General features: G+C 60.0%; 20 protein-coding genes. 3 read left to right on the top strand and 17 right to left on the bottom strand.

The annotated features are described in order from the left end of the window. Positions 1–14: 14 nt before the first annotated feature. The 6 genes from ACLGL5_RS01585 to ACLGL5_RS01560 all read right to left on the bottom strand — a co-directional run bounded on the left by ACLGL5_RS01585 (position 15) and on the right by ACLGL5_RS01560 (position 6404). A complete protein-coding gene (locus ACLGL5_RS01585; protein WP_494372672.1) occupies positions 15–1274 on the bottom strand; it encodes a metallophosphoesterase family protein in 1260 nt (419 codons plus the stop codon). Between the two features lie 282 nt (positions 1275–1556). Then, positions 1557–2786 (bottom strand): type II toxin-antitoxin system HipA family toxin, encoded by a 1230-nt coding sequence (locus tag ACLGL5_RS01580; RefSeq protein WP_494372671.1) that lies wholly within the window; start codon positions 2784–2786, stop codon positions 1557–1559. Beyond that, complete coding sequence (locus ACLGL5_RS01575; protein ID WP_494372670.1) at positions 2779–3369, bottom strand: helix-turn-helix domain-containing protein; 591 nt, start codon at positions 3367–3369, stop codon at positions 2779–2781. The genes ACLGL5_RS01580 and ACLGL5_RS01575 overlap by 8 nt, the downstream gene beginning before the upstream one ends. Positions 3370–3463: 94 nt before the next feature. Next, positions 3464–3667, bottom strand: coding sequence for a hypothetical protein (locus ACLGL5_RS01570; protein WP_494372669.1), 204 nt, complete (start codon positions 3665–3667; stop codon positions 3464–3466). 998 nt (positions 3668–4665) lie between these two features. Further along, positions 4666–5445 (bottom strand): SMC-Scp complex subunit ScpB, encoded by a 780-nt coding sequence (gene scpB, locus ACLGL5_RS01565; protein WP_494372668.1) that lies wholly within the window; start codon positions 5443–5445, stop codon positions 4666–4668. 2 nt (positions 5446–5447) lie between these two features. Continuing rightward, positions 5448–6404, bottom strand: a complete 957-nt coding sequence (locus ACLGL5_RS01560; protein WP_494372667.1) for a DUF1403 family protein — start codon at positions 6402–6404, stop codon at positions 5448–5450. Positions 6405–6701: 297 nt separating this feature from the next. On the opposite strand from ACLGL5_RS01560, the gene ACLGL5_RS01555 reads away from it, so the two are divergent. Further along, the gene (locus ACLGL5_RS01555; protein ID WP_027047915.1) at positions 6702–7826 is read left to right on the top strand and encodes a site-specific integrase; all 1125 of its coding nucleotides are present in this window, start codon (positions 6702–6704) and stop codon (positions 7824–7826) included. A 39-nt stretch (positions 7827–7865) separates the two neighbouring features. Here the strand turns inward: ACLGL5_RS01555 and ACLGL5_RS01550 are convergent, their stop codons facing one another. The 6 genes from ACLGL5_RS01550 to ACLGL5_RS01525 all read right to left on the bottom strand — a co-directional run bounded on the left by ACLGL5_RS01550 (position 7866) and on the right by ACLGL5_RS01525 (position 15459). Beyond that, positions 7866–8369, bottom strand: coding sequence for an RES family NAD+ phosphorylase (locus ACLGL5_RS01550; protein ID WP_494372666.1), 504 nt, complete (start codon positions 8367–8369; stop codon positions 7866–7868). After that, positions 8366–8755, bottom strand: coding sequence for an MbcA/ParS/Xre antitoxin family protein (locus tag ACLGL5_RS01545; RefSeq protein WP_027047916.1), 390 nt, complete (start codon positions 8753–8755; stop codon positions 8366–8368). Before ACLGL5_RS01545 ends, ACLGL5_RS01550 begins: the two co-directional genes overlap by 4 nt. 167 nt (positions 8756–8922) lie before the next feature. Continuing rightward, a complete protein-coding gene (gene repC / locus ACLGL5_RS01540) occupies positions 8923–10128 on the bottom strand; it encodes a plasmid replication protein RepC (RefSeq protein ID WP_494372665.1) in 1206 nt (401 codons plus the stop codon). A 153-nt stretch (positions 10129–10281) separates the two neighbouring features. Further along, positions 10282–11247 carry a plasmid partitioning protein RepB gene (gene repB, locus ACLGL5_RS01535; protein ID WP_019863971.1) on the bottom strand — a complete coding sequence of 322 codons (966 nt, stop codon included), beginning with the start codon at positions 11245–11247 and terminating at the stop codon, positions 10282–10284. 77 nt (positions 11248–11324) lie between these two features. Then, a complete protein-coding gene (gene repA / locus ACLGL5_RS01530; RefSeq protein WP_019863972.1) occupies positions 11325–12527 on the bottom strand; it encodes a plasmid partitioning protein RepA in 1203 nt (400 codons plus the stop codon). A 1153-nt stretch (positions 12528–13680) separates the two neighbouring features. Next, positions 13681–15459: a PAS domain S-box protein gene (locus tag ACLGL5_RS01525; protein WP_494372664.1), complete on the bottom strand. Its 1779-nt coding sequence runs from the start codon at positions 15457–15459 to the stop codon at positions 13681–13683. A gap of 276 nt (positions 15460–15735) precedes the next feature. On the opposite strand from ACLGL5_RS01525, the gene ACLGL5_RS01520 reads away from it, so the two are divergent. Then, positions 15736–16566 carry a PRC-barrel domain-containing protein gene (locus ACLGL5_RS01520; RefSeq protein ID WP_051112879.1) on the top strand — a complete coding sequence of 277 codons (831 nt, stop codon included), beginning with the start codon at positions 15736–15738 and terminating at the stop codon, positions 16564–16566. Between the two features lie 147 nt (positions 16567–16713). On the opposite strand, the gene ACLGL5_RS01515 is transcribed toward ACLGL5_RS01520, so the two are convergent. Both ACLGL5_RS01515 and ACLGL5_RS01510 read right to left on the bottom strand, forming a co-directional pair. Further along, a complete protein-coding gene (locus ACLGL5_RS01515; RefSeq protein WP_155249195.1) occupies positions 16714–17202 on the bottom strand; it encodes a hypothetical protein in 489 nt (162 codons plus the stop codon). Positions 17203–17805: 603 nt separating this feature from the next. Next, positions 17806–18330, bottom strand: a complete 525-nt coding sequence (locus ACLGL5_RS01510) for a YciE/YciF ferroxidase family protein (RefSeq protein ID WP_019863975.1) — start codon at positions 18328–18330, stop codon at positions 17806–17808. Positions 18331–18627: 297 nt separating this feature from the next. Here ACLGL5_RS01510 and ACLGL5_RS01505 point away from each other — a divergent pair, with 297 nt between their 5' ends. Then, on the top strand, positions 18628–19185 hold the full coding sequence (locus tag ACLGL5_RS01505) for a sigma-70 family RNA polymerase sigma factor (protein ID WP_020629212.1): 558 nt from the start codon (positions 18628–18630) through the stop codon (positions 19183–19185). Here ACLGL5_RS01505 and ACLGL5_RS01500 read toward each other — a convergent pair whose 3' ends face one another. From ACLGL5_RS01500 to ACLGL5_RS01490, 3 genes are all read right to left on the bottom strand, one after another. Further along, positions 19186–19359, bottom strand: coding sequence for a hypothetical protein (locus ACLGL5_RS01500; protein WP_019863978.1), 174 nt, complete (start codon positions 19357–19359; stop codon positions 19186–19188). A gap of 478 nt (positions 19360–19837) precedes the next feature. Further along, the gene (locus ACLGL5_RS01495; protein ID WP_494372663.1) at positions 19838–21844 is read right to left on the bottom strand and encodes a sensor histidine kinase; all 2007 of its coding nucleotides are present in this window, start codon (positions 21842–21844) and stop codon (positions 19838–19840) included. A gap of 369 nt (positions 21845–22213) precedes the next feature. Further along, entirely contained in the window at positions 22214–22873 is a 660-nt protein-coding gene (locus tag ACLGL5_RS01490; protein WP_019863981.1) for a response regulator, read from the bottom strand. Positions 22874–23286: the final 413 nt, after the last annotated feature.

The following is a 23286-nucleotide window of genomic DNA, read 5'->3' as shown; positions in this document are numbered from 1 at the left end:
AAGGCGCCGCAATCTCATCGCGTCGCGCCTGCCTTGAGCCGGGCCGTGACCAAGTCTACGCTTCCGGCAAGCACATCGTCGAGAAACTGTTCGAGCCCTGCTTCGTCGTTGCCGGCGAAGCCCCGCGCATCGGGCGGCAGGTCCGCGATCGTCTTCAACACGAATTCGCGCGCTTCGGATCGAAATGCTTCCGAGCTCGCATTGGCGCGCATTGATTGAGCGAGCTCCAAAGTGGGATCGGCAACATTGCCCGAATCTCCGACAGCGGAAGCCGAAAGATCAAGCTCCAGCTTCTCCACCCAGGTGTCGCCCACCTGCTCCGCTGCCTGCTCAGATTCAGCGACGGCCAAGTCGCGGTCGCGCATCAGCGACCATGAAAGGGCAGACGTGCCGATCAGGCGAAGGCGGGTAACAAGGTATCGCGATCTGGCAATCTCCCGGGATTGCTCCAGCCTTGCTCGGACACGGACGATGGCTTCACTCCACTCCAATGCCCCGGTCAGATCGACACTCACCCGCTCGAACTGCGCGACACTGGTGAGCCTCTCCTCAATCTCGACCGAGCGATCATCGCGGATAGTGACCAGCGTGACCGATTTCTCGCCTGCCTCGTTGATGTCCCTTCCCTGAGGGATCCCCGGCATTACCAGCGTGCTCGCACCGGAATAGACCTGGCGAATGTGGACATGGCCAAGTGCCCAATAGTCAAAGCCGTGGCCGTGCAGATCGGCGACGCTGCAGGGTGCATAGACATCGTGGGCCGGGGAACCGGCCAGACTCGTATGCATGATGCCGATGTTGGCAGCGCCCTCATGCGGGGCGGCATATTTGGGCAAGAGGCTTTCGGGCGCCTTGGGGCTGGCGAAGCTCAGCCCATGGAAAGCAACGTCCACTCCAGAGCCAGGCTGGATCACCGATTGGCAGCGGCCTCCAAAAATGGTCACCGTGTCGGGCATGACAAGCTGCTTCGTAATCCTAGACATAGCGTCATGATTGCCGCGAATCATGTAGACTCTGACGCCAGCTTGATAGAGACGCGCCATCTGCGCGGAAAGGAAGCGCGCCGTCTTCATCGAAGTCTGGTCGCCATCGTAAAGATCGCCGGCGATCACCAGCGCATCGACATCTTCGGCCAGGCATAGATCCACAATCGCGGTGAACGCCTGGCGGCTGGCATCCCCGACGAGCTCAGCTAGCTCAGAATTTCTGAGAGCAAGCGAACGCAAAGGCGAGTCGAGATGGATGTCTGCCGTATGAACAAATCGAAATGCCATAGCATGCGCTCTCCCGGCAAAGCCTCGGTAGCAAAACCCGACAGCGTTGGGCAACGGAGGGATCCAGATATGACGGCCCATGATCCACGGCAAGGCGGAAGGACAAATCGATGTTCTGGGAGAGACGCGTGCGCTTTCGCCATGATGCACATCGTCGGGGCTGAAAAACGCGGACACTCAGACGCGCAAGATATCATAGACTTTACAAAAGACCTCGGAGACCCGGTAGGATGCGCCAGATCGAATGCTCTCGAGGGGACGGCGTGCCGAGGCCAGCCTTGATCATGCGAGTTCGCTAAATAGTGGCACAGTGGGAGCGTGCGCGTCGATTGCTTTCACGACGGTAGCGGCCAGAGGAAGATGCGTTATCTCAGCCTTCCAGACTTGCCGAAACCTTTGGACGGTTTCCGCGGCAGTGTCGATGACAAGCTTTTCCGGCACAAGAGCCTTGGCCGCCAGATGCCGAAGCTCATCGGTATCGAGCCTGGCCATCTTTTTCGTGCGAGAGTAATTAAGCGCAGCCGTATCCTCGCCCTTCATATAGGGGATGGTCGACACCAGGTCGTAGGCCGGCGAGAGCGCGGCCGAGCGCCGGTCTGGATAGATCAGCGACCAGTTTTTGAGGTGCATGTCGCCATTGCCGATCAGTGCGCTGAATACGAGGCGGCGAATGAACTCGGCCGCGCCAACATCGCCCGCCTCGGTGCCGATCACGCGCGCGATGTTGGCGTAGCTTGCACGCTTGTACTTGTCGTCCGGGAATACGCCGAACACCTGCGCGAAATCTTCGGTGTGGACAGGACCGTCACGAGTTCGGTCGAAGCGGCTGACAGCAAGCGCCTGCCCTTTTAATTCACCCACCCCTTCGGGAATACCGGTGATTGCATCTAGATCAACCAGGTTGATGTTTGGCACCTGCATGCCGATCATCCCGGCGATCGTCATCATCGAAAACTCGTTTTCAGGAACGCCGGTGAACTGCTGGGACGGGAGCTTCACGATCCAAGCCCCCCCAACGCCCTCGGCGGGAATGGTCAGGCCGCCGCCCTTGCCTGCGTTTTGAAACGCAGAGAACTTGAGTTGCACACCGGCGAGCGAGAAGCGCAGCGCATTGGGCTTGGCGTTCTTCGGAAGATCCTCGTCATCACCAGGAGGAAGACCGTAACCGACCGCAGGATGGATCGACAGCGCTCCGGGCAGGTCGAGCCCCAGCACCCAGAGCAGGAAGAATTCGCGCTGCTGATTGACCCCGGCCCGCTCGGCAAGATAGCGACGCAACCCCCCCTCCGGCAACAGGTTCGAGAAGAATGGCGGCACTACCCTTTGTGTCGGGCGAATCCTGGTGATGAGGCCGCCCAGGTCGTCCTTGAACGACAGGCTAAGGGTCGGCCGATCCGGGTTATCGACATAGTCTTCGTTGAACGCAAATATCGTCCGATCGCCCTGCAGGTGGGTTAGCGTGCCAATAGGCTGGTTGTAGAGCCGTACATCGAGAACCGAGACATCAGGCATCCGTGTCTCCATCGTCCAGCGAATAGGCAGGTCGCGGTTCCGACGGAATGGGATGGGCGATCGAGTTGCGAAGGCCCTGCAGGTTCTGCGCGATGTCGTGCAAGATGGGTGCTGCTTGGGCGCTCGCCTGATAGCGCTCGAGGCGGGCGATCAGTTCGCGCACGCTCTGCGCCTCTTGATCGCCGAGATTCACCCTCCGCAGAAAGCGCAGCGTATCCTCGATGCTATCGAGGTCGGCTGAGCTGCCGTAAAGGTGCTTCATTTTCTTGACCAAGCGCTCGGCACGGGCAAAACGCTTGTCGTTTGGCTGACCGGCATGGATATGCATGTCGGGCGTCGCCTGAGCCTTTACCAGGCCAAGTACAGCCGACACGAGCTTCTTCGGCACGAGCATGACCTCGAGATCGAGCGCCCGAGTCAGATCTATGAAGCTGGAAAGCCCCGGCTCCATCTTGCCGCCTTCGATCTGCGAGATATGGCTCTGCGTCAGCCCGGCCCGCTCGCTGAGCGCGCGTTGACTAATGCCGGAAGCCTCGCGAACCTCGCGTACTTGCGCGATCAGGTTTTCGCTCTGGTAGGCCATGATGTTGAATCCGGATCAAATATGCCAAAGTGATCAGGATATTATATCTGGCAGGACGCACGCGTTTCGTCAACCCTTTGATATAAGATAATGATCATTTTACTGCACTGATATAGAATGACGAATAGCCGAGGCAGGCAGCATCAGCAATGCTTCCTCCACCTGCCTGAGCCATCATGCCGGGCCTGGTTGGATCGCTATCGGCGACGCGGCCGCCGCGTTCGACCCGATTGCCTCGCAGGGGCTCTTCACTGCCCTCTCCGCAGCTACGATTGCTGCCGGCATCATTGTCGAGCATCGCGGTGATATCCCCCGCAATGCCGCGATCGAATATTCCGCAGCAATGACGTCGACGTTCATGCATTCCAAACGTGGTAGGGCACAGGGGTATTCCGCAAGGGCTCGGCCTCTTCGATTGGCCGCAACAATCCACCGGAGCTTGGGTTGGGGCGACGAGGTAAGCCAAGCTGCTTGGCTTGAGTAAAGAAAGCGCGCAGCAGGTGACCCGCCGCCACCGCCAACCGGAAAGCCTTCGTCCATGTATTCCGCGAGCGAACGGGCAGCGGTGCAGCTTCGCGAAAGGCGGCCCGCGGAGGAAGACGAACACGTCGCGGATGCCCTGAGGCAGCTCGCAAAAGATCCGCAACGCGACGAGGTTATCAAGGATCCAAGAGGCGTCGGTTCCAACGATAATCCAGATCGACAAGTCAAAGATTCTCATCGGCGACAGCAACGAGACGGATCGCAACGTCAAACGGATCCTAGAAGAACGGCTCGCCCGGTCCCTTAGGCCGGGCAACCCCCCGTGGCTTTCCGTTCTCTGGCGATCATTGCTAGAATCCGGCGAAGTCACGATTCGGTCGAGATCGGGATTCCTCCGATCAAAGTTTCGGCGTCCGTCGATCTCATCCATTTTTCTCAGAACGTCTCAAAGCACCGCACCGGATCGCCGAGGCAACCAACTCGACGCCGTGAGAAGGTGCCGTAGGACTTTCGCCGTTCAATTCGGGCACGTGAAGGTCTGGCGTCATCGAGCACTCGCCGCCGTCAGGCCCATAACTTGTCGGCCTGGAATGCTGAACGAGCGCCTCACGGCCAAGAGTTAACGTCAACGGAGCCGATGATCTTTGACGCGCCGGGTTCATCAGCAAGGATGAAGGTGGCGCGAGCAGTGCAAGATCTTATCGATCGAGCTTGAGCCTCTCGGCCGCGATGGGCGTGGCGAGATCCTAAAAGGCTTTCCAGCCCAATTTTGTCAGATCAAACGTCATCGCTGTGTTTCGCCTAGGCACAGGATCAATCGTCCTGGCGGTGGATTGGGACCTGTCGCTGAGGAGATCCAGAGACCACCGCTGAAGACATTTCATCTTCAACGACCTCTGTCTTTGGCTCTCCCCCGTCCCCGTCGCTCTCTCCACTCGCCAATCCGGTCGCAATATCTCCCGCCAGCAGCTTTTCCTTCGACAGCAGCCCTGCGTCCTCGAGCGCCTCGAAATCCGGCAGCTGGCGCAGCGTGTCGAGCCCGAACTGCGACAGAAAGTTCTTCGTCGTCACATAGGTGTAGGGCGCGCCCGGCTGCGGGCTGCGCGGCCCCGAAGCGATCAAATCCTGCGCCCGCAGCACGCCGATCAGGTCGCGCGACACCTCCTTGCCGAAAAAGCTCGACAGTTCCGAGCGCGTGATCGGCTGGAAATAGGCAATGGACATCAAAACGAGCGCCTCCGACTGCGACAGGTCTTTTGCCCCCTGCCCCGCGCCCGTGCCGAATGCGGCGTGAATGATCTCTCCAAAGGCTTTTTTGGTCCGGTGCTGCCAGCCGCCGGCGACCGACATGAGCTCGTAGGGGCGGCCAGCGAGCTCGGCGCGAATGTCGTCGATGATCAGCTCGAGATTGCAGCTTTTGCCGACGACACGCGCCAGCACCTCGCGCGGAACCGGTTCGCTCGCGGCAAAGATCACCGCTTCGACGCGGCCCATCCATTCGCGCCAGCGCAGTTCTGGCGGCAGGTGCTCGAGCTCGGTGTCAAGCAGCGCCGGCGGATCGTCCGGTTTGCGGCGGGCAGAGGCTTCGCTCATCGCTACAGCCCAAACAGCCGAAAGCTGGTGCGGCCCGACAGCTCGCGCACGACCTCGAATTGCTGCAGCCGATCGAACAAGCGCCGCGCCGCAAAACGCGAGAGGTCTTTGGTCGTCAGCGAGCCGGAGACGGCGTCTTCACTGAGCAGCAGAAAGATCACGTCGGCAGCGCCCTTGGCGCGCAGTTTTGGCGCCACCGCGAGAAGCTTTTCGGCGCGGCGCGACAACTCGCCGGCCAACCGGCAGGCCTCCGCCGCCGCTTGAACCAGCGCAACGCAGACCGCCCGTTCAAAATCCTCCTCCCCGGGTCGGATGCGCTTGCCACTGCCCGCCCCGGCGCGGAAGGATGGGCCAAAGGCCTGCGCCATCAGGAGCGGCAGCGGCCGCGGCCAGCCCAGGCTTTGCGCCAGCACCAGGTCGGCGAGCCACCAGGTCAAAAGCTCGGCATCGGGCCGCATGGCGACGATTTGAGCGGCGGTCGCCGCGGCGGCGAATGGCGCCGGCCGCGGCGACCGCGCAACTTCCTCGATCACCGTGCAGAGGTCGGCGAGCGCAGCGCCATCCCAGGCGAGGCCGAGCTGGTCGACAATCTTTTCGAGCCGGTCGGCGCTGGCGAGGGGCGGCTGCACCGCCAACTGCCGCCAGACGCCAAAGATGGTGCCGGCGGGGCCGGGGTCGGCCCCGGCCTGGCACAGATACCAGGCGTCGCGCAGGGCAGCCGCGTCCTCGGCGCGGCCGGCGAGCCGCATGCTGGCGGCGGCGCAGTTGAGCGCCAGCCGCTGCCGCCAGGCGCCGGCCCAGGCAGGCTCCGCGCGGGCAAGCGTGTCGAGGGCACCCAGGGCAGCGCCGGCCCGGAAGGCGGCGGCGGCGGCGCTCGGCGCGCCGGCGCTTGTGATCGCCCAAGCCGGGACGGTCGGCGGTGGGGCGGGGCTGGCGGTCGCGGGGTCGAGGCGAATCATCCTTTCGAGGGTAACGCGCGCGTGCGCTTTGTGCGATGATTTTCGCGCCAAAACGCACAGCCTGTCGGCAAGACAAAACGAATGATAATCTTGCATTATCGCTCATTCTGGACAAGCTTGCCGATTCAGGTAGAAATTGCCGAAAAGGTAGACCCAAGGAGCCTGTCTTGCCCCTGAACATCCAAAATCCGCAACCGTCGCCCCCGCCGACGAGCTCGCACGCCGCCGGGGCATCAGCAAGACAGCGGCTGTTCACCAGGCCGGCAATGCCTTCTCCAAGACAGATGTCGAGGCAGCATGACAATGACTGAGGATGGTCAGGACGCCACTGTGGCTTCCGGAGAGGACGATCTCCCCGACATCATCGACTTGGTCATGGAGATGGGGCGCCCGGCGAAGCAGGAGAAAGCCCCCTCCCCTATGGCAGACAGCATGGAGCGGCTTCCCGCCCATCTTGACGCGCTCGCCGGCCGCGCCCGCGACTATATCGAGGCGGCGAGTTCAACCAACACCCGTCGTGCGTATGCTGCCGACTGGAAACATTTCTCGGCGTGGTGCCGGCGTCAGTCTTTTGACACCATGCCGCCGGATCCGCAGGTCGTCGGGCTCTATATCACGGCCCTGGCCTCTGGATCTGGAGGGGACAGGAAAGCGGTTTCGACGATCGAACGGCGCCTTTCATCGCTCACCTGGAATTTTGCCCAGCGGGGCCTCCCGCTCGACCGAAAAGATCGTCACATCTCAACCGTGCTTGCCGGCATTCGCAATACCCACGCAAAACCGCCGGCCCAGAAGGAAGCCATTCTGCCCGAGGATCTTATCGCGATGCTGGAGACGCTGGATCGCGGTACCCTGCGCGGTCTGCGCGACCGGGCCATGCTGCTTCTGGGCTTCGCCGGCGGCCTGCGCCGCTCCGAAATCGTCGGCCTCGACGTGGCCAGGGACCAGACTGAGGATTCGTCCGGCTGGCTCGAGATTTTGGACAAGGGCATTCTGGTGACCTTGCGTGGCAAGACTGGTTGGCGCGAAGTCGAAATCGGTCTTGGATCGGCCGACAGCACCTGCCCCGTGGTTGCCGTGACGACCTGGCTGAAGCTCGGGCGTATCGTGCACGGGCCTGTTTTCCGCCGCGTGACCGGTAAAGGCAAGGCCGTCGGCGCCGAACGGCTGAACGCCCAGGAAGTGGCGCGGCTGGTCAAGCGCGCGGCACTGGCCGCAGGCGTGCGGGGCGATTTGTCCGAAAGCGAGCGGGAAATGAAGTTTTCAGGCCATTCGCTGCGTGCTGGTCTGGCCTCCTCGGCCGAGGTCGACGAGCGATATGTGCAAAAGCAGCTTGGCCATGCCTCCGCCGAGATGACCCGCCGCTATCAGCGCCGGCGTGACCGTTTCCGTGTCAACCTCACCAAGGCAAGCGGATTATAGGCTGGGACCAGTCCCCTCCCCTGCCCTTCCACGAACACGCTATGACCAAGACAACTGGTCCTTCGGCAACCGGCCGCTCGGATCGAAGACAGTTACTTTATGCGGAAGGTCCGGACCCCAGTCCCAAAGGACCAGGTTACGATCCTCGTCCTGGGCACTTGGCGCGAAGCTTGGGACCACAATTCCAGCAACATGGCGAGACCGCAGCCGGTCATAGATGGACCACGACGCCGGGCGCTCTGCGTCGCCCAGAGCCATCGCCCAGGCGCAGGCCATGTCCTCCTCACCCCTGGCCTCTTCCGTTGTCAGATCCACGATGTCGTCGCAGTCGACCTCATAGGAGCAAAGGACACAAGGATCGATCCGGTGCGCAAAGCCTTGGTTGGCTTCCTTGACCGCCGTCATGATTGTCAGCCCCAGATAGAGGGCCGGCACGCCTTTGGGGTTGAACCGGGCGCCTCTCATCGCCGCTCCATCACCGGAAGTCGGCTTGAATGCCCAGCGTGGATCGTGTGCCCTGTAACAGGTTCTGACGAACCTCACGCAAAACCACCAACGGCCATGTGATCGAGATAATCACGGACCGCGGCGGCCTTGCCATCCTTCACCAGCGCTTCGGCAGTGCGTCCGCCAAATGCCGGAAGCGGCTGAGCCCGATACCAGGCCATTGCCTGTTCCTTGCCGCCCGCCCAATCGCTCACGCGGCTGATGATCTCGAGCATTTCGCGCAGACGCCCCTGGGTCTTTACCGCAGCACTTCGCTCCGAGCGATAGAGTGTCTCACGCGCAAGACCGGCGGTCTGGGCCAACTGACCCTTGGACATGCCAAACCCATCCGCCACCTGCTCGATCGCAATCTTCCCGTTCCGGTCCATATAGGACAAGATGAGAGGCCCATTCTGCTCGGCTATCTTGAGTGCTTGGCCCACAGCCTTTATCCACCATATCGGGAGTCATGTTTCTTGTGCAAAAGATATGGCATTTCCGGACAGCTTTCAAGCCGGGAGCCCGCCGGCGATAGGTGGTCGCATGCCGTGACCTATCCAGGCGCCCTTGAGCAGCGCCGAGCAGCCTGCCCCAAGAACCCTGTAACCAATCATCCCGTCATCCTCGCTGCCGCGCCATTGGCCTTGAGCGCGGCCATCAGCATCGGTCCGACCGAGAACTCCCCTGCCCTCGCCTTTTCCGTCAGCACGCGCAGATAGCCACCGGCCGAATTGATGTGCTGTGCCCGCTGCAGAATACACGCAATCACGATCGCGGCGACTTCCTGACCCATCACATGGCAAGCCTCCTCATAGGCTGACGGTGAAACGCCAAGGTAGCCGCGCACCTGGGCCGCGGTGAGCATCAAATCGCGCCAGTTGGCGATTCCGTCGAGGGCATAGTCCGCAATCTCGGGGCAGGCCCTCAGCACCAGTCCAATCGGATAGCTTTTCAAACGCTCGTCCGGTGCCGGTCTTGGCTCAACGGCCGCCCTGCTTTTTTCGAAAGCCGGTTCAAATACAAAAATGGAGTCTGTGTTTGAATTAGATTGCTGCCGCTCAGCTTGGGACTCATTGCCGCCAGGATTCGTGGAATTCGTAAAGCTTTCCAGCATCCTATCCACTTCATCATGGAGTACGGTCAGCTCGGCAACGATCCCTTCAAGCTGTGACCGCCCTGCCCGGCGCGGAATTGCATCCACGATGGACCGAAACCGCCTCCAGACGCCGCCCCAGTCGCCAGGAACCCCTTCCTCGATCGCCGCCTCGACCAGCTTCTGGACGTCCCTGCGATGCAGCGTGATCCGCTCCCGCATCAATTTCAGCGCCAGGCACTCGGCGCGGACCTGCTCGGCGGCGCGCTGAAACTCCGCGGCCCGTGTCAGCAGAGGCGCCAACGAGAATCCGAAGGCTTCCGTGACAGCACCGCCCTGCCCCTTGCGAGCGAATCTCTTGCCGTTCGGACTGTCGCGGCGAATGATCAGGCCGCAACTCACGAGCTCGGCCAGGTTCCTTCTCAGCGTTGAATCGGCCATGCCGTGCGCCCGCAAAGATAGCTGTGCGTTCGACGGGAAGACCATCAAGCCGTTTTCCTCGCTGATCTGGTCGTCAGGATAGAACGTCAACAGCCCGCTCAGCACCGCCAGGGCACGATCGCCAACGCCGACAATCGACTTGCCCTCGCATAGCCACCGGTAGACCTGCCATTTCTCAACGGTGGCCCCTTCCGGAATCTGCCGCGACGCGGCATTGGCCTTCACCAAGGCAAGCGTCATCGGCCGCCGCCCAAAGGGCGTCGTCGCAAACCCACTCTCCATTTCCCTCACCTTTCACGAAGGCAAAAGAAACCTGCTCGCCGAAACGGCGCCACGACTCTTGACAGTGATTCGGGGAAGTGCGATTCTCAGCTTGCTACAGACGAGAAGGGCTTCCGCGACGGCGACGTTCGGGGGCCTTTTTCTTTTGCGGTTTCAGTCTCCCGTTTTCTTTGACATTTCCGATTGCCGGAAAGCTTCGAAAAGCTCGTCCAGCCGTTCGGTGATGAAAGCACCGAACGGCGAGGCTTCCCTCGCTTTCAGGGCAAGCGTGAACACTTTTCCGGTGTCGGTGATCTTGGCCCGCACCGAGCTGTCCTGCGGCGCCCAGTCCTTTTCTCGTGTCTTGGGCGCAGCCCGCGAGCGTTTCGCCGGCGCGCTCAGGAAGTCGAAAAGGAGCGCAAATCGTGCGTCACTGCTTAGCCCCGCGAAACCAGCGCTCTTCACATAGTCTGCCGCCCTGCCCGCGTTTCCTGGATGCTCCATGAGCTTGGCCAGTTGCCACCATCTGTCCCGACCGACGGCCTTGGCCGCGCCAACCGCCACGATGACTGGCTCGGGAATATTGCCGGTCACGGAGCGCATCTTCGAGAAGGTCGTGTCATCGAGCGCCAAAGCGGACTTCACCGTGTCCGAGGTGTGGCCGCGCTTGAGAATGCGATCGGCAAACAGGGTCCTTTCGATGAAGGACAAATTGGCCCTGGCGGCATTCTCCTGGCCCTGGGCGATGACATGGTCCTCGTCGCCCATCTTCTTGACGACGGCGCGGACCGGCCTTCCCAACTGGCGGGCAACCTTGACGCGGCGATGGCCGAATACTGTCTGGAATCGCCCTGAAACCTCCGGATGCGGTCTGACCAGGATCGGAGAATCCTGGCCTCTTTCCCGAATTGCCGACAGCAACTCCTGATACGCCTGATCGTCTTCGTCCAGGCGGTCCGAGACGAACGAGGTGTCAACCATGGCAGGATCGAGATCGACGACCGAACTCTTGGAGAGCTCCTCGAAGGATTGCATGATCGAACGGGAGGCACCACGAACGGCATACCCCGATACATCCTTGTTATCGGCCACCGCAGCGACGGGACCCATCACACTGCCGAAAATATCCTTGCGGGCCATTCAACCGCCTCCACACAAGGCTAGCGATCTGATTTTACGAACAAAATAGCCCATTTTTACTGCCGTAAAGTTCGCCATCACGAGCGACCCCACGCACGATGGATGAGTGTGACGACCTCAGCATTCACCGCGTCAAGCGACTCCAGGGCGCGGTCATATGTGGATCGGGTGAAGGCAGACTTCTCCACCTCGTAAAGCGTCTGCTTGGTGAGGCCCGCATCCGAAATCGCCGTCGACTTCAACATCGGGTTTTCCAGGATCTGGCCGGCAAGCATCGACTGCATGAAGCCCACCATCTGCGCCTGCGGAATATCGGTCGGTTCGTAGCGCGTGATCAGGTAGCGAAACCAGTCGAGTTCGATCGCGGCGCCGGCGGCCTTGATGGTCTTCAATATGCCGCCAAGCATCAGCAGGAACTGGCTCATCGACATGAGGTCGAGCATCTGCGGATGCACGGTAATGAGGACCGATGTCGCCGCCGACATTGCCGTCAAAGTCAGATAGCCAAGCTGGGGCGGGCAATCGACAACGACAACATCGTACCGGTCGTCAACCTCCGACAGCGCCTTGGCCATGCGCGTGAAGAACTGGCGGCCGGCATTGGAGGTTTTGTCCTGCATGGCGAGTGGCGTGTCGTACTCGTATTCCTGCAGCTCGAGATTGGCGGGGATGATGTCGAGACCGGGGAAATTTGTCGGTATGATCACGTCCGCGATCGATCTGCGTTCATCGTCATACCTGATCGCTTCATAAAGCGAGAGGTTGCGATCGAGCTCGGGCTGGAAGCCATGCAGTGCGGACAGCGAAGCTTGCGGATCAAGATCGATCGCAAGAACCCGATGACCGGTCAGCGCCAGGTGCTGGGCGAGGTGGGCAGCCGTGGTCGTCTTGCCGCTGCCCCCTTTGAAATTGACCACCGCAACCACCTGGAGCTTATCGCCAAGCTTGCGGTGCGGAACGTATTTCTTGACTTCGGTCCTGCCATGCTGGTCCAGGAACTGTCTGAGCTCGAGCATCTGTGTAGCCGTGTAGGAGCGACGGCCGGAAGGACTTTGGTCAGGCAATGGCCCCTTGCCTTCGAGATGCAGACGCTTCAGATTGTTCTGCGAGACTCCGAGGTAGTGAGCGACCTCCGCCATCGAGAATGTGCGCAGCGTCTTGGTCGCATTGGGCGGAAATTTCTCCATCCGAAGCTGGTTCAACCGCCGGGAAATCTCGGCGCCCTGTTCGAGGATTTTGTCATCGAACTCGAAACGTGGCAGCCGCATGGAAACATTCATTCTCGTCGAAACCTGAATTGGCGCTTTTTGTTAGCAATGCCCACAAGAAGCGCCATTAAGCTCCGATTCGGACTTACCGGCAAGAAGTTTTGGGTTAACAAAAGGTTAACGCTGGCCAGACAACGGCCAATCGCGCGCAACGCCTCCATAAATTTACCGCAGTAAAAACACCGCAGAACGATATTGAAAACAGGGATTTGCGCGGGCTGGAAGCGACCACTCGATAAGCAACGGGATCGCAGCCGCGATGATGTTGCCAGGACGCTACGTTGACGCGGATTCAGCGACGGATGTCGCGGAGGTCTCGGTTTTGAAATTGGCGGGGAGGGCAGGATTTGCGTGTGAAGATTTGTCTCGGCAGTTCGGCACTGGCGGGCGTCGAATGCCGAAAGGTCGCCAATGTGTAAGGCGGCCGCTGCGTTCTTGCAGAGCCTCGGGAAGGGCCGGGTACGGGCACGTCCGAAGTCGTTTAGGGCATGAAAAATTTGCCGGTATGTAGCGCAAAAGTTTGAGCTCGACTGGACCTCATACCGTTGCAACGCACATGATGCGTGACGATCGCCATTCCGAAATCGCCGCAGACGAAGATGGCGATCGAGCGCCAATCGCCGACCAGGGTGAGCTTCTGCCGGTGCTGGACGGCAGCCAGCCTAGTCGGGCCAAGGCCAAAGGCCCTGAAGACCCTCGCAGATTGTCGCTTCCGGCCTCAACAGCCCATTGTCGGCTGGCGCTTTGACGGGCAGGGGCGCTTAATCTGGAGAAGCTCGCGCCAAGGAACTCTGGCCCAGGGACAAGGCCATTTCCGACGCCGTGGAGCAGAGCATGATTTTCCGCCCGTCATTGGCATTGAGTTCGCGATTACCCAGCCGTTACCACTGCTTCGGCGCTGGCTCGCCGGTCTTGTCGGCGACTCACTCTCGGACAGGGGCGGTATCGGGCGCGAGGTTCTGCGTTTAACGCAACCGCCGCGCAGCTGGCGTCGACGATTTCCTGGCAGTCAAGCGCTGGGCTTATAGTGGGCTTCGAATTCTCAGCCGTTTGGACGGCCGGCAGACCGACTCTGAAAAAGAGGGCGGCAACGGGTCCCGGCTGGAGACGCCGCATGGCGAAACGAGTGAAGGATGCCCATCGCCAGGAAGCTCACTTCACGCATCTAGTCCTGATTGGCGACGGAAGGATCCACTCCGGCCAACGGCGCTTCCAGGTTCCATGTGATCCCCTGCGGACCATATTCAAGATTTCCCTGCCCACCCACAGCCTCAGGTGCAACCCGTTTCAGGACCACGCTTCCAAAGCCGTCCTGTGCGATGGTGCCGACACGCGGCCCATCGGTTTCGGCCCAGGTCAGGTGAAACAACCGCTTTGCTCCCGAACCCGTGATACTCCATGTAACAGAAATCTGACCGTCATCGCCCGAGAGTACGCCGTATTTCGCCGAGTTGGTCGCGAGTTCGTGGAACGCAATCCCGAGATATTGGACCGCATTGGGACCAAGCACAAACGACGGGCCCGACATATTGATGATCTCACCGCGTGGGAATGGCTGGGCCTGCGCCGCCAACAGCTCACTGATGGCCGCGCCCTTCCAGTCGGCCGAAACAAGCAGGTCGTGGGAGCGCGACAACGCCATGATGCGCTCGCGCACCTGCGATTCAAATTGCCTGGGCGTCTCCGATCGTTTGTTGGTCTCCCGGATCATCGACAGGATAACAGAATACTGGTTTTTCACCCGGTGATTGACCTCGCGCATCAACATTCGGATACGTCGCTCGTTTTCCCTAGCCGATGTGATGTCGCGCGCAATCTTTGAGGCACCGACGATCTGCCCTGTTGCGTTGCGCACAGGCGATATGGTCAGCGATACCGGCACCAGGCTGCCGTCCTTGCGCCGACGTATCGTTTCATATGTGTCGACGCGCTCCCCACGGCGGAGGCGCTCAAGGATACGAGGTTCCTCGTCCAGGTGGTCATCAGGGATAAGCATGGTGACCGACTTGCCGATCGCTTCGCTGGCGGAATAGCCAAAGAGCTTTTCGGCGCCTCTATTCCAGCTCTTTATGATCGCGTTGAGATCCTTGCTGATGATAGCGTCAAATGAGGATTCCACGATCGCAGAAAGGTGCTGCCTGGTTTCTTCGGCACGCTGGCGGTCCGTCAAGTCGAGCAGCATATTCACCGCGCCAACGAGGCGGCCCTGCTCATCGCGCAGCGGTGTGGGGTAGGGCATGAACGGAAAAAAGGACCCGTCCGGACGCTGCGCTACAGCCTGCTGGTTGCGGACCGGCCGGTTCTCCTTGAGGGTGATCGCCATCGGGCCTTCGTCGTGCGGCAGCTCCTTGCCGTCGGTGGTGAACAGCTTGAACGTGACACACCATTTGTCCTTGCCGACCTGAGGCTCCCGCCCTGCCAGATCGGCAGCGGCTCGATTGTAGTAGGTAATGATCCCATTCTGGTCAGTCGTGTAGATGGCGACCGGAAGGCCATCGAGAATCTGGTGATAGGTGTTCTCCTGCCGCCTGAGTTCTTTGCGCGTCCGCTCAAGGTCGGTTACATCGACGGTAAAGCATCTGGTGTTGACCAGCTTACCGTCGCGGAAGTGACCGCTCGACGTGAGTTCGACGTGCTTGATGGATCCATCGCTGGCTCGCAAACGCGCCGGATATCTGGCAATCTTCTCACCACGGGAAAGCCTACTCAAAATTTCGACGATAACGTCCCGGTCGGGATAAAACTCCGCAATGTCATGGCCGATATAGTCCTCTGGACGATAGCCTAGGAGATCGAACTCCGCCTTGTTGGCATGCAAGATTAGGCCATCCGCGCTCACCAGATGGAGCGCTATGGCCCCGTTGTCGAAAAAATCCTGATAGTCGAGGTTACTGTCTGGGACCGTTCCCGCCTGTGGTAGTTCAGTCAGCGGCAGTTCACTCATAACAGGTCCCCGATGTAACCGGACCTAACGCGCCGTATAAACGATCGTTCCAAGTCGCTGCCTGCATACGATTTGCCAAGAACCCACCTTCAGGGGTGAACAACTTGTGCTGAGGGGCTCCCATTTCCTCGGGCCAGCGCCTGACAGGGACCCCTTCTTCGGCTGCCGGGTGTCGTGGGAACCTCGATCAACGCATCCCGTTGTGATGCATCAAGTTGCCGTCCTGTCTGGAAAACGGGCAGGGCGCGCGCGACAACAACACAAAGGATAACCACAATGAGCTACAAAACTCTCGCTGCCGCCACCGCACTTGCAACCCTAATTGCCTCAGGGGCCTTTGCCGCGAACGTCGTGACATCGGCGCCCGCGGATAACAATGCTGCGACAACCGCCGCGGTTGCCCCAAATGGCAGCCTTGCTTCCAAAATAATCGGCGCTTCAGTTTATAACGGGACGGATGCTAATGCTCAGACGATCGGCAAGGTCAATGACGTCCTCCTTGCGAAGGACGGCAAGGCCCAGTCGCTCATCATCGGCGTCGGGGGCTTTCTCGGCATCGGCGAAAAGAATGTCGCTTTCGACTTCAACAAGGCCCAGTGGGCCGAAAAGGACGGCAAGCGCTGGCTCGTGATCAAGACCACCAAGGAAGATCTCCAGGCTCAGCCGAACTTCGATTCGAAGGCCTACGATCCAACCACGGCTTCCAACACAGCCCCCGCACCAACGACAGTGGCGCCTGACTCAACCACCACCGGGGCGGTCGACAAGACGGCACTGACCGCCGTCCCGATCGACAAGGTCCGGGCCGAGGATCTGGTCGGCACGACTGTCTATGGCGCCAACGACGCCAAGGTTGGAAAGATCGGCGACGTTGTCCTGACGGGCGACAAGAAAGTCGACGCCGTCCTTATCGATGTCGGTGGGTTCCTCGGGATAGGCGCCAAGGAGGTGGCCATTGGCATGGACAACCTCAAGTTCATGACGGACAAGTCGGGAAATAGGTACCTATATACGAATTTTACAAAAGAGCAGTTCAATGCGCAGCCGGCCTATGAAAAAGGCACTTACGCAAGCGCGCGCGACAAACAACGGATGATTGCAAACTAAAGTTTCTTTGGTCTATCCGTTGAGTAGATCTTCGCGGCCCGGTTCGTACCGACCGGGTCGCGGGTGATCATTCGGGGGGCGAATAGTATTGCGCTTCGCGAAACTTCGGAAGCGAGGTACCGCGCTTCCTCCAAGACTCGTCTTCCATCAGTGCGCCGCTCTGACAAGCCGTTCAAGCGTCCTGAAGTCGTCCAAATCCTCGTATGGCGTCAGATCCAAGTCGGCCGGGACGCGTGTCAGCTTTTCCTGGTCGATCGGCTTTTCATGGGCCTTCATCAATCGTTGGTAGGCTCGCCATGCTAGACCCGCCCCTCGCACGGCGTCGCGCTCGGCGCGCAACGCAATCTGGTGCGCGTGCAGGTAGTGGAGCCGTAGCTCGTCGAGCAAGGCTTTCTCGACGACTTCGTGCGTTACCAAGAACCGCGCTAGCCTGAAGTTCCGTCCCCTCCAAGACAGTGTCCGGGGCAGGTGCCGGTCGATGTAGACGGTCTTCGCGTCGTCGCTGTAGCCGGCAATATATGGAATGTCGTAGTCGTGGCTAATGTTGACGCGCCTATACAGTGCCGTCACGACGTCAGCCAGGACGCGATCATCCACCTCCTCGGAGGTGTGGGGAACTTCGTTGTCGAGCTTCAAGGCGCTAGATCCTTTGGCACCACGAATCACGCTCTGCATGAAAGGCTCCGATCGCGCAGTCAGCTGGCCTGGCTCAGAATGGAGTGGCCGCTTCCTCGCTCTCTGCCGGGGCTGGAAAGCCGCATTGGTCAGTCGAGCCGCGCCTTTAGTGTCCTGGGTGGCCCGCGCTCCCAGCACAGCGCGGGCCGAGCATGCCAGCGGCGACACCAGGAAAGACGCCGCACGGCATTTGAACGTAGACCCCGAGGGTAAGTTCCCCCCCACACCTCGGAGAAAGTCGCAGGCTGTTTTTATTTGCGGGTTGTTCGCGGCGGCCGGCGCACTCTGCGTTAAGCATCGGACGGTGCAGGGTCTGCCAGGCCGGAAAGTCGATCGGGGCCGTGTGCGGGTAAGTGCTACCGAAAAGGGCCTCGACGAGATGACTTCCGCCAGCGACCGTGGCGCAAGGACTGGGCGTCGACCGCGACTACTCGGTGAGCCGATGGTCGTTTGTCTCATCGCGTCTCGCCCGGGCCTACGTGGAGGATGTCCGTCGACGCGGAAGGGCCTACGAAACGAATCCGGCGGGGAGGGGTCCCAAACGGGACCCCTCGAATGACCGGATCAGGCGGCCTGCTGTTCGGCAGCCCGGTCGTTCACGCCCGCCTCGCCAAGCGACGTCAGTGCTTCGTCGGTGGCTTTTTCTTCTTCCAGGTTGGCGTTGAGCAGTTCCGCGACGTCATCCCTACCAAGAGATGTCGCCCACGCAATCAAAGTGCCATAGCGCGCGATCTCGTAGTGTTCGACGGCCTGCGCGGCGCCAACCAGCCCGGCGTCCAACGAGACCGAGCCTTTGTAGTCCTCGAGAATCTCGGAGCCTTCCTCGAGTATGCCATCGATGGCCGGACATGTCTTGCCTCGGGCCGCCGTGCCGAGAATCTCAAATACTTCTTCCAGCCGTTCGACTTGGCCTTCGGTCTCCGCAAGATGCTTTTCAAAGGCGGCGGTGACCTGCTGGTCCTCCGCGCCCCTTGCCATCTTCGGCAACGCCTTCAGGATTTTTTTCTCTGCATAATAGATATCTCTCAGGCCGTCGAGAAACATGTCCTCAAGGCCTTTATTGGCGATTGCCTTCTTCGTAGCTGCCATTGCGATGTTCTCCTTGTTCGTGAACCCGTTGCGGGCAAGGTTCCCAACTTCATCGGGCCTGCGAGGTTCCCACAGCAATTGACGGGGTCGGCCTTTTGCTGGGCGACCTGACGTCGCGGACTCTGAACAGCCAGGGATTTCATGCCGGGCAGCGCCGGTTTTGACGTTCAACATGCGAACCCGTTGGTAAATTTCAAGGAGGTGTCGCGAGCTGAGGAACGATCCAAATTCCCCTGCATTAAGGGGCCTAGATTGGACAGCCTTTGGAGCTCGCCGGTGTCATCCGAAAGGTACCGTTTGGCCGATGAGAGAACCAACGAGGTTTCAATCGTTGATCTCATACCTGCCCTGCGGGCTTTTGCGCGCACCTTGTGCCGCATCCCCGACGACGCCGACGAACTCGTGCAGGAGACCTTGACAAAGGGACTCGCCAGCATCGCCACGTTCAAACCCGGCACGCGCATGAAGTCGTGGCTCTTCACGATTATGCGCAATACCTACTATACGCGCATCAAGCTGGCAGCCAGGGAGGCGCCAGGCCTGCTTGGCTGTGCGTCGCTGAGACCGATTTCAGAGGCGACCCAAGAATGGACTGTCCAGAGCAAGGAGGTCCACGCCGCCATTCAGAAGCTGCCGGAGCACCAACGCGAGGTCCTGATGCTGATCGGCGTCTTGGGTATTAGTTACGAGGAAACGGCCGATATCTGCGGTTGCGCGGTGGGGACGGTCAAAAGCAGGCTCAGCCGTGCCCGAGCCAGCCTCCTTGAGTACATGGGAGAATCCTCGCTCCAGACATTGATTGAGAGAAGAAATCTTCTGGCAGACGGGCAACTTGACAGCGAACGTCACGGATAGTCAGTTCTTCGTGCCACCGTGGCGCTTCTCTAGTAGCGCTTTCTGCAATTCCACTGCTAGCCTCACCAGGCGATCAGGAACTTTTTCCCTCTCGATTTCGACAAGCAGGAAGGCAATCTCGCGGTCGACCAAAGTGTCTGCGGGGGCGTCCACATCGTCACTCGAACGAGACATCGTTTTCCTTGAGAAGTCGATACATTAATCTCAATGTGACGAGAAGCTCTCGGCATTTCAAGGCGTCGCGATGCACCGCAGCGACCGCCGGCCACTGCCAAACCAGGAGCGGGTGCCGCCGAGACGAAACAGCCAAGGACCAGCTACCCGACAGGACATGACATGGGGGCGGTCGCGGACCACCTCGGCGCAATTTCCAAAGGCACGGCCGACAGAACGGAGCGAGCTGTGCGTAGGGTGTGGTAGACCTTCCCAACGGCGCCGAAACCAGAAACAGCAACATCACCTTGGGACTGGCTATTCAATTTGTGGCTAACGCCACAATTCTTGGTTACGACGTCCGCGCTGCCATGGTTACCTATGGCGAACCGGGAACTCCAAGTCTTAGGTCAAGAGACTGTGATCGACTGTGGGCGCAATTGGGCGGTGCGCTCGTTCGGCCGTGACGACCGCTTCCCCGGTCCGCTCACTTATCCATCTAATGAGACAAGATTACCCGAAACTCGCAGATCAATCCCGATTCTTCAAATTTCAGCGCTACGCTGCCTGACTTGTCGGAATCAAATACCCTCTCGAGGAGCTGTGTCCCGAAGCCCTTGCGGCCGCCCGGGCCAACGCGTGGACCTCCCGTCTCGCGCCAATCCAGATCTAGACAGCGATGCTGCTTGTGACTGACGAGACTCCAGCGGATGCAAACCCGGCCCGTGGGATTCGACAACGACCCGTATTTGATCGCATTGGTCGTAAGCTCATGAAATGCCAAAGCTACCGAAAGGGCGATGTTCGGCGGGAGCCAGACCGGCTCGCCGCTGATTTGGAACCGCTCAATCGGGGCGTGCGGCATGATCGATCCCAAAATCAGGTCATTCAGGTCAGCCCCACTCCAGTTTTGCTGCGTGAGGAGGTCGTGTGCCTTTGCCAGCGAGATGAGTCGGCTAGAAAGTGTTCGTTGCGCCTCGGTCAAACTGGTGGCATTGCGGATGGTCTGAGCCGCAATGGATTGGACGACGGCAAGCGTATTCTTGACGCGGTGGTTAAGTTCATTGGCCAGCAGTCTTCGGTGCTCTTCGCCGCGCTTGCGCTCGGTAATGTCCAGGCTGATTTGTACTGCGCCGAGGATCGCGCCACCGGGATGGCGAATTGGCCGTGCGCTTGAGAGCAGGAAGCGTTCAACCCCCGACGGGAGGGTGTAAGCAAACTCTTCCTGATCGACCAGTTCTCCGCGCATTGCACGGCTCAGCGGCCGATCCTCTCGGCTGACTACATGACCATCCTTAACCGCCACTGTGTCGATTACGTGCTCTGGCTGGCCAAAGGATTTTGACGCTTCTGTCGGCAAGCCCATCAGTTCAGCCGCGAAGCGGTTCCGGATAACCTGAAGCGCTTTCGGATCATAGGTGAACCATACTGCTGCAGGCACAGTATCCAAGACCGCTTCCAACTCGGTTCTGCGTGTGGCAATGGCCCGCTCTGCATCAACCATTGCATCGGCAATGGTAGCAAACTCGGCGATTGAGGAGTGCAGAGGTTCGACCTTTTGTCCGTGGCCCAGCGCTTGGGCGCGCGCCGACAGTTGGGCCGTAGCCCCGATGAAGCGTTTGGCGAAGATATATCCCAGCGCCATGGAGACAAGCAGCGACAGGAGGCCGATACCGGAAATTGCGATTAAGGAGCGCCAGAGCGGAGCCTTTGCCGTTGATAGCGGCAAATTGGCTGTAAAAAACCAATCGGAATACGAAGACCTGTAGTAGCCAGCCAGAAGAGTGATGCCTTCTAGATTGCGAGATGTAAAGCTGCCGGACCGCCCGACAACTTTCTCAACATATTCGGGCAATCCGGGCTTGCCGGTCATCTCCTCATGCAACTTGGAACGGGCCACGAAGTGGCCTTCACGGTCTCCAACCCCGACCGTCCAGCCCTCTGGCACTGCCGGCATCATTACATTGCGGATGCGCGAAGTCGGGACAGATATTGAAAGGATAAGGTCCTCGCCTTTGGGAGCCGGCACCCGCACACCGACGGCAACGCGATAGTCCTTCGACCCCGCGACGGCGAAGACATCACTGACGAAAAGACCCGAAGTCTGCAACCTTTGGCGGTCATGGTCGGTGATCGGTTCTACGGGTGGGAGGCTAGTCCCGTAGCCAATTTCGGTGTTCATCAGCTGGTTGCGGCCGAGATCGCGTAGGACGATGACACGGTCAGTACCCCATACTAGATTGACCGCTTGGTCGTGAAAGGCCTGCAAATCGCCTTTGGAAAGAGCAGCCGATTTTGACAAGCCGTTGAGGACCGTCTGGAGATTGAAGAGCTCGCCTTCAACCACGAGCGAAACCTGCCTGGCCGTCTGCACAGCTTCGTGTTCGATGCGGTCTCGCTCCCGAAGCGCGAATTGGACCAGCAAATAGGCCGCAAATAACCAGACCGGCACGATCGCAGCAGCGATCAGTCCAAGCAGGTGCAATCGAACGGATCGAGGTTGCAAGCCGAACCCTCCGCCGCCTCTGGGTTATGCCAACCATAGTGCCAAGGCGTCGAACAGCAAAGGTTTGTTCAAGCGAATGTTTGGAAAGCCTTTTGGGCTAGCGTGGCATGACGGAAGCCTCTGAGACTCTCCCGCCGGCGCAAACAGGGCCTTGCCCGCTTCAGAAGTGTCGTGCGCGTCGAACCACCACTTGCCTCAGGCAAGTGAAGACAGGCGCAGTCAGCGCTCAAAGGACTGGTCCTGAACCTCGACGGCACCGGATTGCAGTCGCCAGAGGCGTCATTTCCATCTTGATTCCATCCCGGACACCCTGGCTCTAAGAGATCAAGCTCAAGACGTTTTTTTCGAGGAGACGCGCGAAACTGCTTATCAATGGCTCCTTTGGTGGTCTCGCGTCTCGCGCATCATGAGCGCCGCTTCCGTGCGGTTTCGCACATTGAGTTTGGACAGCACCCCGGTCATGTGGTGCTTGACCGTCTTCTCCTGCAGCTCCAGGCGCAAGGCAACCTCCTTGTTGCTGAGCCCCTCCGCCACCAGCCGCAGGATTTCCGTTTGCCGTTCGGTCAGTTGCCGCAACCGGTCCGCCGCGCCGTTGGTGGATTGCGGGGACTGGAGATCGGAAAGCAGCCGCGCCGACAGCATCGGCGAAAGATAGCTCTCGCCGCCCGCCACGTTGCGCAGGATATCGGCGAGCGCGCGCGATCCGACACCCTTGAGGATATAGCCCTGCACGCCCGCGTTCAGCGCCGTGGTTACATCGGCATTGGCCTCCGAAACGGTCAGCATGACGATCCTCTGGGCGGGATGGGCGGCAAGGATGCTTGCGACCGCGGACAGGCCGCCACCCGGCATGGAGATATCGAGCAGCAATATGTCAGGCTGCATCGTCGAGGCGATGCGTTCGGCATCTTGCGCTGTCGCGCCTTCGCCGACGATCTCGAAACCTCCGATCTCCGACAGGCTGCGCGTCACGCCTTCGCGAAACAGCGGATGATCGTCGACAATAGCGATGCGGATAGTGCCAATCATGCTTGCTCCTCGACCGAAAGACTGATCACCAATCGCGTGCCTTGCGGCCAATTTCAAAAAGGCCGCGCGATGCCTCTAGCCCTCTCTCGGCGCCCAGTCTGAAACCATACACAACTAATCGTCTTTGAACGGCTAAAACTACGGGGTTATTTGAAGTCTCCGCGCCGCCGCTAAGCCGGTTAGGCCAAGGGTCTTGGCTGTGCATTGCCACAACAGAGCCTGGCAGGGGTGTGATTGCCGGCCGCTGCTGCGCCAGCATGTCGATCCTGCGCATAGCGCCTATAATCGGGGACTAGAAACGCCCCGGTGGGCGGGAGCGCAACGATTGGAAGTCCCCGACACCGGTCGGTCGCTTGCGCGGCATGCCGACCAGATGCCCGTGCCAGGAGTCCTGCAGAACCTGGTGGTCATCT

Source organism: Mesorhizobium sp. U510 (assembly GCF_059180695.1).
Note: the sequence above shows the minus strand (reverse complement) of the source record. Positions and strands in the feature narration are given on the sequence as shown.